At 68.8% G+C, this 15,753-nt stretch carries 14 protein-coding genes; 7 read left to right on the top strand and 7 right to left on the bottom strand.

Annotated elements, in window-relative coordinates; all coding sequences use genetic code 11:
- The first annotated feature begins 111 nt into the window (after positions 1-111).
- The 3 genes from ALI144C_RS08325 (at position 112) to ALI144C_RS08315 (ending at position 1,806) form a co-directional block, all read left to right on the top strand.
- Positions 112-357, top strand: coding sequence for a hypothetical protein (locus tag ALI144C_RS08325; RefSeq protein WP_076986423.1), 246 nt, complete (start codon positions 112-114; stop codon positions 355-357).
- Positions 357-725, top strand: coding sequence for a hypothetical protein (locus ALI144C_RS08320; protein ID WP_076986422.1), 369 nt, complete (start codon positions 357-359; stop codon positions 723-725). Before ALI144C_RS08325 ends, ALI144C_RS08320 begins: the two co-directional genes overlap by 1 nt.
- A 769-nt stretch (positions 726-1,494) precedes the next feature.
- Entirely contained in the window at positions 1,495-1,806 is a 312-nt protein-coding gene (locus tag ALI144C_RS08315) for a hypothetical protein (protein ID WP_143230506.1), read from the top strand.
- 107 nt (positions 1,807-1,913) lie between these two features.
- Here ALI144C_RS08315 and ALI144C_RS08310 read toward each other — a convergent pair whose 3' ends face one another.
- Positions 1,914-2,372 carry a MarR family winged helix-turn-helix transcriptional regulator gene (locus ALI144C_RS08310; protein WP_076986420.1) on the bottom strand — a complete coding sequence of 153 codons (459 nt, stop codon included), beginning with the start codon at positions 2,370-2,372 and terminating at the stop codon, positions 1,914-1,916.
- A gap of 101 nt (positions 2,373-2,473) precedes the next feature.
- Here ALI144C_RS08310 and ALI144C_RS08305 point away from each other — a divergent pair, with 101 nt between their 5' ends.
- Both ALI144C_RS08305 and ALI144C_RS08300 read left to right on the top strand, forming a co-directional pair.
- Positions 2,474-3,715 carry an FAD-dependent oxidoreductase gene (locus ALI144C_RS08305; protein WP_076986419.1) on the top strand — a complete coding sequence of 414 codons (1,242 nt, stop codon included), beginning with the start codon at positions 2,474-2,476 and terminating at the stop codon, positions 3,713-3,715.
- 89 nt (positions 3,716-3,804) lie between these two features.
- Positions 3,805-5,580, top strand: coding sequence for a serine/threonine-protein kinase (locus tag ALI144C_RS08300; RefSeq protein ID WP_076986418.1), 1,776 nt, complete (start codon positions 3,805-3,807; stop codon positions 5,578-5,580).
- A gap of 200 nt (positions 5,581-5,780) precedes the next feature.
- Here ALI144C_RS08300 and ALI144C_RS08295 read toward each other — a convergent pair whose 3' ends face one another.
- Genes ALI144C_RS08295 through ALI144C_RS08285 form a run of 3 tightly spaced genes read right to left on the bottom strand, consistent with a single transcriptional unit; the run spans position 5,781 to position 8,452 of the window.
- Positions 5,781-6,587: a PIG-L family deacetylase gene (locus ALI144C_RS08295; RefSeq protein WP_076986417.1), complete on the bottom strand. Its 807-nt coding sequence runs from the start codon at positions 6,585-6,587 to the stop codon at positions 5,781-5,783.
- Positions 6,588-7,091, bottom strand: coding sequence for a helix-turn-helix domain-containing protein (locus ALI144C_RS08290; protein WP_237774042.1), 504 nt, complete (start codon positions 7,089-7,091; stop codon positions 6,588-6,590).
- Positions 7,088-8,452 (bottom strand): FAD-binding oxidoreductase, encoded by a 1,365-nt coding sequence (locus tag ALI144C_RS08285; protein ID WP_076986416.1) that lies wholly within the window; start codon positions 8,450-8,452, stop codon positions 7,088-7,090. The genes ALI144C_RS08290 and ALI144C_RS08285 overlap by 4 nt, the downstream gene beginning before the upstream one ends.
- A gap of 109 nt (positions 8,453-8,561) precedes the next feature.
- Here ALI144C_RS08285 and ALI144C_RS08280 point away from each other — a divergent pair, with 109 nt between their 5' ends.
- Positions 8,562-9,041 carry a MarR family winged helix-turn-helix transcriptional regulator gene (locus tag ALI144C_RS08280; RefSeq protein WP_076986415.1) on the top strand — a complete coding sequence of 160 codons (480 nt, stop codon included), beginning with the start codon at positions 8,562-8,564 and terminating at the stop codon, positions 9,039-9,041.
- 46 nt (positions 9,042-9,087) lie between these two features.
- Here ALI144C_RS08280 and ALI144C_RS08275 read toward each other — a convergent pair whose 3' ends face one another.
- Complete coding sequence (locus ALI144C_RS08275; RefSeq protein ID WP_076986414.1) at positions 9,088-10,497, bottom strand: MDR family MFS transporter; 1,410 nt, start codon at positions 10,495-10,497, stop codon at positions 9,088-9,090.
- Positions 10,498-10,697: 200 nt separating this feature from the next.
- Here ALI144C_RS08275 and ALI144C_RS08270 point away from each other — a divergent pair, with 200 nt between their 5' ends.
- Entirely contained in the window at positions 10,698-13,346 is a 2,649-nt protein-coding gene (locus tag ALI144C_RS08270; protein ID WP_083752843.1) for a helix-turn-helix transcriptional regulator, read from the top strand.
- Positions 13,347-13,354: 8 nt separating this feature from the next.
- Here ALI144C_RS08270 and ALI144C_RS08265 read toward each other — a convergent pair whose 3' ends face one another.
- Positions 13,355-14,578 carry an erythromycin esterase family protein gene (locus ALI144C_RS08265; protein ID WP_076986413.1) on the bottom strand — a complete coding sequence of 408 codons (1,224 nt, stop codon included), beginning with the start codon at positions 14,576-14,578 and terminating at the stop codon, positions 13,355-13,357.
- Positions 14,578-15,753 (bottom strand): RCC1-like domain-containing protein, encoded by a 1,176-nt coding sequence (locus ALI144C_RS08260; protein WP_076986412.1) that lies wholly within the window; start codon positions 15,751-15,753, stop codon positions 14,578-14,580. Before ALI144C_RS08260 ends, ALI144C_RS08265 begins: the two co-directional genes overlap by 1 nt.

Genomic DNA, 15,753 nt, shown 5'->3' with positions numbered 1-15,753 from the left:
CTGAAACGCCTGGCACGAGCGTGGAGCCTCTCGTCGCCGCTGACGGGGACCGGTCCCCATCCGTTTGCCTAGCCTTGCTCTGGCTGTTCGGATGCCAGATCAAGGAGCACCATGTCCAAGCGGCTGTTCCCAGCCCTCGCGCTCGTGCTCGTCGCGAGCTGCTCGTCGAACCCGCCCACGGTGTGCGGCGGCGGGTTCTGCTCGGGTCCGGCGCACACCTACACGACCTGGGACGACCTCGTCTTCGTCCTGACAACGGTCGGCGTCGTCCCGGTACCCCCGGGAACCGCGGACGGGCCTGCCCGGATCGTCAAGCCGATCAAGCCCGTTCCACCACGCCGCCCGGGAGGGTACTGATGCTCATCGGAATCGCGCGCGTGATCATGGCATGCCAGGCCCTGGCGTCCCTCGGGGTCTGGGTGGGTCAACTCCAGGACACGTTCTCCCGGATGGACCACAACCAGGACGTCTATCCACAGGCCGTCATCGTGGACATCCTCAATCCGTTGATCGCACTGGCCCTGCTCACCAGCGCGATTTTCCTCGGCTCCCGACCGTGGGTGCGTCCATTCGCACTGACGATGGAATACATCGGCATCATCAGTGCCCTTGTCAACGTGATCACCGGCTTCCACCAAGCCGGGGTGGCGATCGCGGTCGCCGTCGCGGTCATCGTGCTGATCCACCGGTCGGACGCGGTATCGCGAGTTCGACTCACCGGGTGAACGGTTCGAACTCCGATTCGAGCGGAAAAGATTTCCTGCCCGGCGTGATGTCGATGGCCGTACTGCGACTCTTCGGCTCGCGGGCCCGATAGACATCCCCCCGGCAAGCGTGAAAAGAATTTCGTCGACCACTCGATGGTGTTGTCCGACGTTTCACCATCGCACGTTTGTTGTACTCTGCCTCCCACAGAGGAGCGGCAACGGCGGCGGCGGTCCGATCGGCTCGGGAGGTCGCCTGCTGGGCGGAAGGTAGATTCACCGTCCACACGCGACCAAGCAGCGAGTGTTCACAGTGTCCCGCGGTCGTCGTGATCGATGACGGCAAGGCACGGAACACCTTCGCCGTGCCCTAAAGGCCTGCTCCGTGACGGTCCCGACGGTTCGGTTCGGGGTGCCGTTGAAGACCGTCACGGAGTAGTAAAGGAGGGTTGTGTCAGCTGGATACCCACGATGTGCCCAGCTGACACAACCACCGCGTAACCACTTCATTGTCTCTCCCGCCCGCACGCTCGACAACTGGCGCCGGATCGCCACCCGCCACGACAGTCGCCATGGGCAGGCCGTCCACTGTCGACAGAGCACATGTCGACAGTCATCAGTGACCCGTTCGGGTTTCCACTCCGCGGGCTGCCCCATTCAGCCTTAGTCTGAGCTGATGATCAGGTCAATTGCCAGCTTCGTGCTGATCGTCGTGGCGGTGGCCAGCACCGGTTGTTCATCGAATGATTCGAACCCTCCGGCGAGTCCGCCCACGCCCACCAGCCCACCGGTGACCACCTCTTCGACCGGACCACCGCCGACCGGGTCGAGCGCAGCCAGAACAGTCGCCGACGTGTCCTATCAGGCAGGCAAAGTCCAGCCGCCCGACACGGTCCTGCGAGTGGCGGTCGGCCAACCGGTCAAGATCAACATCAGGTCCGACCGGTCCGACGACATCACCGTCGACGAATACCCCGACAGCAACGCCGATGTCGACCCGACCGAGCCGGAGGACATCGACTTCACCCCAACACGCCCAGGCACCGTCACAGTGCGCCTACGTGCCGCCGCCGTCACGCTGGCAACCGTCCACGTCTCCTGACGCGCCGACGACGCCCGGCCGTGGCACGACGGCCCTCACCGCCCACCTGCTCCAGGCCTTCGCGCGTTCTGGGGTGGCGACTCGGCCAGATCGTCACGTTCGTCGAGCTACGCGCGGGTGCGCTCCGTCTGCGCAGCGATCAGCTTGTGCAGCAGGGCGTTGAGCATCCCCGCTTCGTAGCTCTCCAGGCCCAACGCGGCCGGTTCGTTGAACTTCCGTATCGAGACGCCCGCTGCCTTGAGCACCGCCCGCCCCTCCTCGGTCAGGCGTACCGGCACCGGCTTACCGCGCCCACCCGGCCCCTGCCGAAGCAACAGACCACGCTCGGCAAGATCGGCGATGACGCCAGTCATGCTCTGCGGGCGGATCAACACCCGACGAGCGAGCTCAGCCTGCAACAGACCCGGGCTATCCGACAGCTGCGCCAGAACCCCGAACTGAACCGGCGTCAACCCATGACGCCCGAACAATTCATACAAGCTACGCGCCAACGCGTGATACGCCTGCACGATCGCCCACGCCGGGAGCACGGCCAAGTCCTCGCTCACCCACTCGTCATCACCCACGCCGCCAGAATATCAGTAGGCTGATTTCAAGCTGGACAGGAAGACGGGGAAGCGCACCATCTGCTGCCTAGCCTGATATCAGTAGACTGATTGGAGGGGTGATGCGAGTCATCATCATCGGCGCAGGGATCGGCGGATTGGTAGCGGCTCATGGACTGCGTGCCGCCGGAATGGACGTACAGGTCCACGAGCGCGACACCGACCTGGCACACACCGAGGGTTACCGACTACACCTGAGCCCACCCGCAGTGGACGTACTGCGACGGCGCCTGGACCGCAGGGTGTACCAGGCACTCATGGCAAGCGCACCACACCCACGCACGTTCCAGCAGTTCACTATGCTGGACCACCGCTTACGAGTGCTGACACGCCTTCCGCGCGGCGACGACGGCGACCACATGCTGATCGGCCGGCTCCCACTGCGCCGACTTCTGGGACACGGCCTGGACGACGTCGTCCGACTCGGTTCGGAGCTCGTCGGGTTGCGTCACGATCCCGAAGGCACTGCGACCGCGTGTTTCGCCGACGGCAGAACCGAAACCGCCGATGTGCTCGTCGGCGCGGACGGTGCGCGGTCCCGCGTCGTCACCGCTCTCACCGGCAGTCCCACCAGCCGAATCCTGCCCGCGTCAGGACTGGCCGGACGGGCCGCACTGACCGACGCGGTGCGCGCGGGCCTGCCCCGCGACCTCCAGGCCGGTCCCGCGTTCGTCCTCGGCCCCGACGGCACCGCGATCTTCCTGTCCCTGCACGACCCGGCCACCGCGCCGATCGCGACCGACGCCTGCCAGGACCCACCGGCGATCGTGGAACCCGGATACGTCCTGTGGGGCGTCATCGTCCCGGCCACCATCGCCGAGGCGGGACCCGTGACCGCCGCAGCGGCCCTGCACCGGGCACGAGGCCTGCTCCGGGGCTGGTCAGCCTGGATCCAGGCCTTGCTCGACAACTCCGACCCAGCCCAGGTCACCCAGTTTCCCTTCTACGCGGCCAACCCGGACACCGACCTCACACCGTGGCAACTCAGGGCGGTCACCGCGCTCGGTGACGCCGTACACGCCATGCCACCCACCGGCGGGCAAGGCGCCGCGACCGCTATCCGCGACGCCGACCTGCTCGTCCACCACCTCACCAGGGCCCATGACAAACACGCGTTAGCGCTGGCACTACACGAGTACCAACAAGCCATGGCCGGTCACGCGGTACCGGCACTACGCGAATCGCTACAGCCCGTGCGCTGGCAGCAACACCTCACCAGCCGAACCGGACGCCCAGTGCTGCGCGCGCTGCTGCCCCTGCTCGGCGCGGCGTCGAATGCCCGCCGGTTCCTGAACCGAACATGACTCCCGGGCGCGAGGTCACGCAGGCCACCTGTTGGCGGCCCGTATGATCAAGTGTGCTTGGTACTGCGGACAGTGACTAGTCTGGGCCGGTGCGTAGCGAGGAAATAGTCGCTGGCCGGTATCGGCTCGAGGAAGCTGTCGGAGCGGGCGGTATGGGGAAGGTCTGGCGGGCCACCGACCTTGAGTTACGCCGGGAGGTGGCGCTCAAGCAGGCCAGCACCGGCGACGGCGAGGAAACCCGGCGTGAGGCCCGGATCGGGGCGGGACTGCACCACCCCAACGTGATCTCCGTATTCGATGTGGTCGTCGAGGACGGCAAGCGGTGGCTGGTCATGGAATACCTGCCGGCCCGCAGCCTGGCCGAGATCTGCCGGACGGACGGCCCGGTGGCGTCGAGCCGCGTCGCCCAGATCGGCGCGCAGATCGCCACCGCGCTGTCTGCCATGCACGCCAAGGGCATGGTGCACCGCGACATCACGCCAGCCAACATCCTCGTCACCGACGACGGGACGGCGAAGCTGGCCGACCTCGGCATCGCGGCGTGGGGCCAGGTCACACTGACCGGGACCGCGCGAACCGCCGGGACTCCCGGCTACCTGGCCCCCGAGGTGCTCGCGGGCGACATCGCCACACCGGCGTCCGACCTCTACGCGCTCGGTGTGACGCTCTCAGCCGCCGTCGAGGGCTCCCCACTGGGCAACGACCACCTCACCGGCATCCTTTCCGCGCTGACACGTGCGGACCCGGCCAGCCGGCCCACCGCGGACGAGGCCGCACAACTCTTCGCGGACTCGGGCGGGCGACCCGTTCGCCGTCGCGTCCTGGTAACCATCGGTATCGGCGTCGTCGTGGTGCTGATCGCCGCCTTCATGGCCGCTTCGTCCACATCGGACAGCGGACCGGGTGGCGCCGCCCACCCGCCGGACCCCTCGGACCGCCGCCAGGTCCCCACCTTGTCGGCAGACGGCCGAGCCACGCTGCTGTACGGCCTCGGCGACCAGATCAACTCCGCGCTGGCGAGCAAACTCGTGCGGGAGACCCCGGTGCGGATGCTCACCACCAACTATCACAAGCCGAACGACCTGGCGAAGTTGACGGCCCAACGCGACACCATGGTGGCCAACGCCTATGCGGAGGGCTACGCGCTGCATGTGATCGTCGCCAACTGGGCCGAGGACGACCCTGAGGTACCCGTCGACACCAAGTACGGTGTCGGCTGCGGCAGGCCCCATCCTCTGTCCGCCGACTTTCTCCGGCACATGCGAACCCTCGCACGCGCCTTCGCCGGTCGGGCCGACAGCCCACCGCTGTACGTCACGGTATTCCACGAGGTCAACAAGTTCGCGTGCGTTGACGGCGCATACGCCGCCGACCCCGCGACCACGGCGTATTACAAGGCGTTGAAGGACCGTTATCTCGAGACCCGGCAGATCATTCGGGACGAAGCGCCGAACGCGCGCGTAGCGCTGGGCTGGGACGGGTGGCAAACCAACAACGACTCCCCGGCGACGGCAGGCGGCCGCTCCATGTTCAAGCAGTTCGCCGACGTGCTGGCCACCTCCGATTTCCAGTCCGTCCTGGCGAAGCAACCGGACGGCAACGTCGAACAGATACGGCGCACCGTCCGCATCCTCAGCGAATACGGGCCGGTCATGGTAGCCGCGTACGGCAACCAACGCACTCGGGGCAAAGTCGTCGACCAGGACGTGCGGACACTGCTGGCCGACACGTCGATCACCGAGCTCACCAGACTCGGTCTTTTTGCCTGGAACTTCAACACCGAGCGCGTAGTGGTCGAGGCAGGCAGTCCCACGCTCGACTTCATCAAGGACGTCGTGCGCCGCACCGGACGGGAACCCCGGTAGCGGAACACAATCCCTGCCAATCTGTGCGTGAAGGCGACGTCTCCGGGTTGCGACACCTCCCTGGTCACCAGCAACCGGACGATCGACCTGACCCTCAACAGCCTGGACCCCGCGCACCCTCGCACCCCGCGCTGCGAACTCCACCTACCCCAAGTCTGACAATCGAATCGCATCAACGAGATCCGCTCGGACACATCAAATCAGGCCAGGCCCTGGAAGAGATCGGTTTCGGTGATGCCGGGCCCCTGCCCGGCGCGGATGAACCACTCCGTGCCGAACCCGAACCGGAAACCCTCATCCGGCATCGCGAGGAACACCGATTTCTCGCCGATCTGGCTGGCGTGCGCACGCATCGCCCGGCGTTTGTGCGCCAGGTACGGCGTCACGTCCACCGCGGCGGTGAGCTCCGCTTCCGGCTTGCCGAACGTGCCGTGGTCTTCCTCGCCGCCGCCGGGGATCTCGATGCCCGCCGCTTTCGCACGAGCGGCGAACGCCTTGCGGCCGCGACGCATCCGGTCGCGGTTCATCGTCTGCTGGTACACCTTCCTGGTGCCCGCGATCTCCGCGGCCCGCATACCGACGCGGTGCACCTGGATGTGGTCGGGATGGCCGTAGCCGCCGTTGTCGTCGTACACGGTCAGCACGTCCGCGTGTTCCTCGGTGAGGAGGTCCGCGAGCGCCCGTGCGGCTTTGTCGACGTCCGCCTGCCAGAACGAGCGGGCGTCGTCATTGGTGTCCGCGCCCATCATCCCGGAGTCCTGGTATCCCAGGAACACCACGCGGTGCACGCCCAGGATCTCGGCTGCCTCGTATGTCTCCTTGATCCGGCGGGTGGCCAGCGACTCGCCGTCGGCCAGCACGACGCCGTCCACCAACTCGCCGTGCTCGCCGTTGGTGGCGACCACGAGCACGACGCGGTGTCCTTCCTCAGAGGCCTTGCGCAACACGCCGCCCGTGCCGATGCTCTCGTCGTCCGGGTGCGCGTGCAGCGAAACCAGTGTTGCCATCTACGCCGTCTCCTCCGAGCTCTGCGGCACGAGAACATAGCCGCGGCCCCGCACCGTGCGGATGCCGAGGCCCAACGGCCCGATGCGCCTGCGCAGTCGCATGATCTGCAGATCGAGTGCGTTGCGGTCACCGTCGTTGCCCGGCAGCAGGCCGAGCAGTTCCTCACGTTCGACGAGGACGCCGAAGTCGGCGGCGAGCCGGGACAGCACTGCCGTGCCGATCGCGGAGACGGTGACCGACTGGGAGCCGTAGCGCAGCACCCCCACCGGGTCGACGTGCGGCACCGCGTACACGTCGGAACGGGCCCGCAGCGCGGCGATCCGCGCCATCAGGTCGGCCTTGCTGACCGGCGGCCGGACCCAGTCCTCCTTCACGTCGGCGGTGATGGGCGGCGCTGCCCTCCCCTCGACGACGAGCAGGCGCAACACGTTCATCTGGCGGTAGCGCGCGAGGGAAGCCGCCTCGGCGGGCCACCGGACCAGCTTCACCTCGAGCCGGTTCATGACGCCGGCGGGATGTTGTGGTTGCAGTGGAAGAAGTTCGACGGGTCGTACACCTTCTTCACCTGGCGCAACCGCTGCCAGTTCGCCGGTTCGAACGCCGTCTCGGTCAGCGCGGGGTCGTTGATGAAGTTGAGGAACGTGCCGCCCGTCGCGTGCGGCCGCAGCCGCGCGGCCAGTGCGTCGAGGAAGGCCTTCGCCTCCGGCTCGGTCGCCTGGTCGGACAGATCGATCTCGGTGACGATCGAGAACGGCACATCCCTGTGCCCGACCGGGGTGCCCGTGTCGTGCGCCATCGCACCGCCCCAGTGCCGGATCTCCGCCACCGACAGCAACGTCTTGTCGTCGCTTGCGGCCGACACGACGCTCTCGATCACCTCGTCGTCCAGCGACCGGAACAGGTCGACGTGCTCCAGCGAGGCGAGGGGCCTCGGCGGCGGGCCGGTGAGCTGGCGGACACCGCCGTAGGTCATCATCCGCAGGCCGCCCATCAACGGCTCACCGCCCGCCTCACGCAGCGGCGCGAGCAGCTTGTCCCCCTCGGCCTGCTCACCGATGTAGCAGGCACGCAGCGAGATCACGCGCTTGCCCCGCACCGGCGGCGGCACCTGCTCGATGTCCGGCATCTTCAGCATCACCAAACCGGTGTTGAGCTCGTCCGGCTCGGTCCGCGCCCAGTCGCGGTACCGGGTGAGGATGTCGGCGGCCTTGGCGATCGGGAAGTGGAGCAAGCCCGCGTACACCTGCGAGACCGGGAAGAGCCGCAGCTGGAGCTCGGTGACGACACCGAAGTTGCCGCTGCCGCCGCGCAACGCCCAGAACAGGTCGGGGTTCTCGTCCTCGGACGCCGTGCGGAGCTCACCCGTCGCGGTCACGACGGTCGCCCGGAGCAGGCTGTCGGCGGCGAACCCGAACTTGCGGCTCAGCCAGCCGGTGCCGCCGCCGAGCGTGTACCCCGCGACGCCCACCCAGGGCAGCCCGCCGGACAGCGGCGCGAGGCCGAGCGGATCTGCCGCGTCGATCACCGAGTTCCAGATGTCGCCGGGCCCGACGGTGACGGTCTGGTGCTTCTCGTCGACACGGACCCCGGTCATCCGCGTGGTCTTCAACAGCACCCCGCCATCCGCCGCGACGACTGTGCCGTGCCCGGTGGACTGGACACCGAACGGGAGGTCGAGCTCACGCGCGACCCGGACGGCGATCTGGACATCGTTCGCGTTGACGGCCTCCGCGACCACCAGGGGCTTCGGGTCGAGATTGCGCCGCCAAGGCAACCGAGCCTCGTCGTAGCCCTCCTGACCCGGAAGGTGGATCGGGCCTTGGAACGAGGCCTTGCGCAGGTCGGCTGCGGTCTCCTGGCTCATGGTTCCCCCTGCCGTAGTCGTGCTGACGTGGTTCGTATGCGGTCCTATATCGTTCATACCATAGAATCATTCCACCAGCATTACTTTATCACTGGTTTATGATTCGGCTGTGGAACAGAACGTGAACGCTGTCTTCCTGCTCACGCAGCTAGGCACCCATGCGGCCGGCCGCTTCGCTGAACGGGTCGCCGCCCTGGGAGTGACCCCGCCCCAGGTGGGCCTGCTGCGCTGGCTGGCCCAGTCCCCCGGCAACAGCCAGCAGGCGATGGCAAGGCACTTCAACATCCAGCCGAGCCGAGTGGTCACATTCGTCGACGAGCTCGAGCAGCAAGGCCTCGCCGAGCGAAGGCCGGACCCGGCCGACCGCCGCGTACGGATCGTGGAGCTGACCGAGCGAGGCAAGGAAGTCATGCGCGGCGTCCGCAAGGTCATGCAGGACCACGAGGAAGAGCTCCTCGCCCCGCTGTCGGCTGAGGAACGCGCACAGATGTCCGACCTACTGCACCGCTTGGCCGTACAGGCCGGGCTGACTCCCGGCGTACATCCCGGCTACCCCAACCTCCCGCCGCGCATCGCCAAAACCACGTAGCACCCCAAGCCGGGATGTGACGCAAGCTCACAAGAATCGCTCGACATCAGCTGGCAACGCTCTCAGCCATCTTGGGAGACCGCGGCAGGACCAACGCGGGCAGCAAAGCCAAAGCGGCACAACCAAGCGGCAGCCAGAACGTAGTCGCGAAAGCCCCAGCGTCAACGGTCCCGCGCAGACCATCAGGCCCGAGATTGGCCTGGAGCACGACGGCGAAGACAGCGGTACCGAGCAACCCGCCAACACGCTGCACGATGTTCAGCAAAGCAGTGGCCTTGGGCATCGCCCGACGATCCAGAGTCCGGTAGGCCGCCGACATGGCTGGCGTGATCGTCAACCCGGCACCGACACCCACGACGAACAGCGAACAGGACAGCAACACGTAACTGGCGTCCGGAGCGGGATTGACGAACACCACGTAACCCAGCGCCATCAGAACGGCCCCACTCAGCACGGCGACCCCGGCCCGGCCCTTGTCGACCAACCCGCCACCCAGGCGCATGGACAAAGCGGCCCCGATGCCCTGCGGAGCGGTCAGCAAACCGGCCACCAACGGCGACTCGCCCCGCAGAACCTGGTAGTAGAGCGGAAGGACGAACATGGCACCGATCATCGAAGCGCCGGACAACACGTTGACCAGGTTGGCGGCCCGGAACTGGCTGTCACCGAACAGCTTCAGATCCAGCAGCGCGTTCTCCCCGCGCAGCGCGTGAATCACGAAGAGAACAAGCAGAACCGCCCCTGCGGCAAGGCAACCGATCGTGGTCGGTGAGGGAGCACCCGCGACGAGGTTGGAAAGCCCGTAGACGAGCAGAGCCAAACTCGGCGACAACAGCAACAGGCCAAGCAGGTCGACCTTCTCCGAAGGCCGCGGCGTACCCGCGTCGATCAGCTTCCACGACAACGGCAGCGCGATCAGCCCGATCGGCAGGTTGATGAAGAACACCCAGTGCCACGAGAACGCGTCGATCAGCGCACCGCCGACGACCGGACCGAGAACCGGGCCGAGCAACAGCGGGATGCCGACGAGGCTCATCACCCGGCCGACCCGGTCCCGCCCGGCGATCTGCGCGAGCAGTGCCTGTCCGGCGGGCAGCACCATTCCGCCGCCGAGCCCCTGCACCACCCGGAACACGATCAGGCTCTCGACCGACCACGCCAGCCCGCACAGCAACGACCCCAGCAGGAACAGCGTGAGCGACACCATCCACAGCTGTTTGCCGCCGAACCGGTCAGCGGCCCAGCCCGTCAACGGGATCACGACCGCCAAAGCGAGCAGGTACGCGCTCGCCACCCACTGGATCGTGGCCAGCGAAGCGCCGAACTCCTCGGAGAACGTGCGGATCGCCACGCTGACGATCGTCGTGTCCAGTACCGTCATGAACGCGCCGAGGGCGACCACGCCCGCGACGACCAGTACGTGCCGCTCCAGCGGCGGCGGCGTGTTCTGGCTCATGCCTCTCCTTCCTCGCGACGAGGTGGGGCGAGGCCAACCGGGATTCAGTGGACCCGCAGATTGCCCCGCCCCCGGGGAGGGAGCCCCGCCTGGGGGAATCGGGAGCTCCCTCGTCCTCTGCGCGCACCACTGACGTTAGGGAGCGGGGCGGTGCTTTCGCACCACGCGAGTCGCCAGTCGTGCCCGGTAGGATCCCAGTCATGATCGTGGGCCGGAACGCCGAGCTGGCCATGATCGACAAGCTGATCGACCAGGCCCGCGACGAGCACGGCGGCGGGCTCGTGGTCCGCGGCGAAGCCGGCATCGGCAAGTCGACGCTCCTCAGCCACGCCCTCGCCGAGGCCCGGGACCTGCGGGTGCTGCGAGTGGTCGGGGCCGAGTCCGAGTCGCAGTTCGCGTACGCCGCCCTGCACCAACTGCTCACCCCTGTGCTGGACCGCGTCGACTGCCTCCCCGGGCCGCAGGCAGCGGCGCTCGGCACGGCGTTCGGTCTCGGCGGCGTCGGCGAGGTCCAGCCGTTCCTGGTGTCCATGGCGGCGTTGACCCTGCTGTCGGACCTGGCAAGCGAACGGCCTGTGCTGTGCGTGGTGGACGACGCGCAGTGGAGCGACGCGGCGTCGCTGGACGCGTTCCTGTTCGTGGCCCGCAGGCTGGCGGCCGAGTCGATCGCGCTGCTGGTGGCGGTGCGGGACGACGAGGGCAGGCCGATCGACACGGCGGGCGTACCGGAACTGCGGCTGACCGGGCTGGATCTGCGCGCCGCGCGGACGTTGCTCGGCGAGCGCGTCAGCCCGTTGCTGCTGGAGCACCTGGTGACGAGCACCGGCGGCAACCCGCTGGCGCTGATCGAGCTGGCGGATCTCTCACCGCACGAAGCGGTACGTGAGCCGGTCCCGTTGGCCAGCCGGTTGGAGCAGGTGTTCCTCGCCCGCGTCCGCAAGCTGGGTCCTCAGCTCGGCACGCTGCTGCTGCTCGCGGCCGCGGCCGGGCCGTCGTCCCGGGAGCTGATCCGCGCGGCGGCCGGTCGCCTCGGCATCGTCCCGTCGTTGCTCGACTCGCCCGAAGCCGATCAGGTGCTGCTGGCTGACCTGGATTTCCGGCATCCGCTGATGCGGTCGGCCGTCTACCACGGCGCCACTCCCGCCGAACGCCTCGCGGCGCACCGCGCACTGGCCGACGCCGACACCCAGCGAACCGACCGGTGGGCGTGGCACCGGGCCAAGGCGACCGACGGCCCGGACGAAGAGGTCGCGGCCGCGCTGGAATCCAGTGCCGCGCAGGCGATCCGCCGGTCGGGCCACCTCGCGGCCGCCGCCGCGCTCGAACGAGCCGCCGAGCTGAGCCCGGCCGCGGACGACGCCCAACGGCGTCGTACCGCCGCCGCCCACGCGTGGTGGCGCGGCGGTGACACGACGTCGGCGCTCGATTCGCTCGACCGCGTCGAGGACTCGGCGGAAGCGCTGTACCTGCGCGGTTCCATCGAGCTGCGGGCAGGCTCGCCGTCCGACGCCGTCACGCTCCTCATGTCCGCCGCGTTCGCCGCCACGGACCCGCACCGGGTGCTCCAGATCGTGACGCTCGCCCGCGAAGCCGCCTACACGGCCGTGCGTCCGGACGTGCTGGACTCACTCGCGTCCTGCCTGGCCCGGCTGCCCGAGTTCACCGACGACACCAGCAGGCTGCTGGCCAAGCTGCTCCGCGCGTTCATCGGCACCCGGATGGATCACCAGCAGGCCAGTGCGGTGGCGGACGCGCTGGCCGAAGCCGAACGGTTCGAAGACCCGGAGATGCTGCTGGCGGCGGGCGGCATGGCGTGGGCCGTCGGCCAGTACGCCCTCTCCGCCCGTTTGCGGCACAAGGCGGTCGCCCGTGCCCGTGCGATCGGCGCGGCGGGCACTCTCGCGCTGACGCTCGAATACGTGGTGCCGGACGAGATCAGTCTCGGCCGGTTCGCCGCCGCGGAGGCGTTGGCGGACGAGGGCCACCGGATGGCTGTGGAAACGGCCAGGAGCAACAGCGCGAGCCTGCACCAGGCGTCGCTGAGCATGCTGGCGGGCCTGCGGGGGCGGGCGGGCGAGGCCCGCGCGCTGGCCGAGCAGACGATGGCCGAAGCCGTGTCCCGCAACCTGGTCAAGGTCGCGGACACCGCACAACGCGCACTCGGCCTGCTCGCACTGGCCGACCGGCGGCACGAGGAGGCGCTGGCGGTGTTCGCCAAGCTGGACGGTTCCGGCCCCGAGCCGGGCAGTCCGGTGATGGCGGTGAGTGCGATCCCCGACCACGTCGAGGCCGCCGTCCGCGTCGGCCACGCACCGACTGCCCTGCTCGACCGCTACCTGAAGTGGGTGGACACGGTCGGGTCGACCGAACTGCGGGCGCTGGCCGAACGCACTCAGGCGTTGCTGGCCGACGACCCCGACGTGGCCGACGCGCACTACGCCGAAGCGCTGCGCCTGCACGCCGCGACCGAACGCCCCTTCGAGCACGCTCGCACCGAACTGCTGTACGGCGAGTTCCTCCGCCGGGAACGCAGGCGGACCCGAGCCCGCGAGCACCTGCGGTCCGCGCTGGACACCCTCACCCGCCTCGGCACACCGGTGTGGGCCGAGCGGGCACGCGTCGAGCTGCGTGCCACCGGTGAGACGGCCCGGCGCCAGGAACCGGGGCGCACCGAGGAACTCACCCCGCAGGAGCTGCAAGTCGCCAGGTCGGTCAGCCTCGGGGCGACCAACCGGGAGGTGGCGGCGCAGCTCTTCGTCAGCCCGCGCACGGTGGACTACCACCTGCGAAAGGTGTTCCGCAAACTCGGGATCACCTCACGGCACGAGCTGACGCGCCTCGACCTGTGACGGTGCGTTCAGAGATCGGTGGTCGGCGTGATCACCTGGTTGTGGATCAGGGCGTCGAACCACTCGCCGAGTGAGCCGCCCGTCATCCAGTACTCCTCGGTGGGCTGGCCGGGGTCGCAGACAGAGCCGATCACCCGTGCTTTCGCGGGCGAGTCCACCCACGAACCCGGCCCGTCGCGCAACGGCAGCAGGAACTGCGGGATGTCCACTCCGGACAACGGTGTCTCGGCGAACTCCGCGGGCTGCCGCGGCGCGGGCATGGCCCGCCGGGCGAACGGCGGCAGTCCCCACCCGGAGATCACCTCACCGCTGGTGAACGTGAGCCCGAGCGAGAAGTACCGGTCGCCGAACACCTTGTGCAGGTGCGCCCCGGTCGGCGTGAACTCCAGCCTCCCCTTCGGCGGGATGGAGATCGTCAGCCGTTCGCTGCGCACGCTGTGGGCGTTCGTCGACCAGTAGGCGATCCGGTGCCCGGTGTACTCCTGCCACCACCGGAGGTTCTCGGCCATCTTCTCGTCGCGGTACCCGTCTTCGACGACGTGGTGCGTGTAGTGCTCGTAGAACCCCACGATCTGTCGTGCGTGCTGCACGATGAGATCGGAGTCCGCGACCCGTTCCACGATCGCCAACGCGGCCCGCGCGTGGTCGAGCAGCGCCTCGTGGTCCTCGGCCTCGGTGAAGAACCACCGCACGTGATCGGCACGGGTCGGCCGGATCGGCTCGAAGTGCCGCGCCAGCTCGGGCAGCTCCTGCGGGGCGACCTTGCCGACGTGCGCGCTCACCAGGTCGTACACCTCGGCCCTCGTGTCGATCACCCCGACACCGACGAACCGGACCGGGTCGTCGACGTGCGTGCTGTTGTACGAACGCATCCATTCCAGCAGCGCACGCGTTTCCTTGGTGCGCCACGGCATGCCAGTGGTGGTCAGCAGTTCGTCGATGTCACCGTCCCCGCACACCACGTAGTTGTCGAGCGGCAGTGCGACGTCCCAGTCCTCCTCGGTCGCGACGGTGCGGAACCCGTGGTCCTCCACCAGGTGCCGGATCACCGCCGCGGTCAGGGTGAACTGCTCGTGCGCGCCGTAGGTCGATCCGCCGATGCCGACGACCACCGCGTCGCCGACCAGCGCACCGAGTGGGCCGAGACCGCCGAGTGCCGCGTCGGTCTCGGTGCCGGGCAACGGGATCGCGGTGGCCTTGATCCAGTCCCGGACGTCCGTCAGCACGTCCATCACCGGCCTCCGGCCAGCGCCAGCGAGTAGCCGCCGCCGGGGTTCTCGCGGAACTGCGGCACCTCGCCGCCGACAGTCACCGCGGCGACGTCGCTCAACCCCTTGACCTGGACGGGAATCGAGCGGCTTTCCCGGGTGCCGTCACCGAGCTCGCCGTGGTCGTTGCAGCCCCACGCCCACACCGTGCCGTCGTCGAGCACAGCGACGCTGTGGCCCGCGTTGCCCGGTTCGGCGTCCGATCCGCCGCCGACCGCGGCGATCTGCTTGACCCCACGCAGGCCGCGGACCTCGACCGGGAGTGCGCTGTTGGTGGTCGCGCCGTTGCCGAGCTGGCCGCGGTCGTTCAGGCCGAACGCCCGCACCGTGCCGTCGGACAGCAGGGCCAGCGTGTGGTGGTAGCCGCCGGCGAGCTGCGTGACGCCGCTCAGCCCCTCGATCTTGGCCGGGGCGTTGCGGTGCGTGGTGGTTCCGTCGCCGAGCTGCCCGCAGTCGTTGAAGCCCCACGCCAGCACGGTGCCGTCGGGCAGCAGGGCGAGGCTCTGGCCGCCGCCTGCCGCGATCGCCGCGACCTCGGGCAGCCCCTCGACGCGCGACGGCACGAACCGGCACGGGTACTGCTTGCCCGCGTGTTCCTGGATCACCCGGCCCGGCTTGGTGTCCGCGTCGGCACCGTCGCCGAGCTGACCGTAATCGTCGCGGCCCCAGCTCCACACCGAGCCGTCCTCGAGCAGGGCCAGGCTGTGGCCGCCTGCCGCCGCGATCGAGCGGACCGGGCCGGGCAGCCCCTCGATGCGCACCGGCACCGGGCTGACCTGCCTGCTCGCCTCCGCCAGGCAGCCGAAGAAACCGGCGCCGCTTGCGTACAGCGAACCGTCCTCCACCAGGAACATGCTGTGCCCGCCGCCGAGTGAAACCGTCCGAATCGGACGGTCAAGGCCGCGCACAGGCGTCGGCCGCGTCTGGTTCTCCGTGGTGCCGTTGCTCACCTGGCCGAAGATGTTGCGGCCCCACGCGAGCGCGGTGCCGTCGGACAACACCGCCACGACGTGCCCGCTGCCCGCCTCGATCTGCCGCACCTCGCCCAGTCCATCCACAGTGGACGCGTTCGGGCGTGCGGTGGTGGTGCCGTCGCCGAGCTGGCCGTTCGTGTTGTCGCCCCAAGAGGTGACAGACAT

This window comes from Actinosynnema sp. ALI-1.44, assembly GCF_001984155.1.
Taxonomy (GTDB): domain Bacteria; phylum Actinomycetota; class Actinomycetes; order Mycobacteriales; family Pseudonocardiaceae; genus Kibdelosporangium.
Note: the sequence above shows the minus strand (reverse complement) of the source record. Positions and strands in the feature narration are given on the sequence as shown.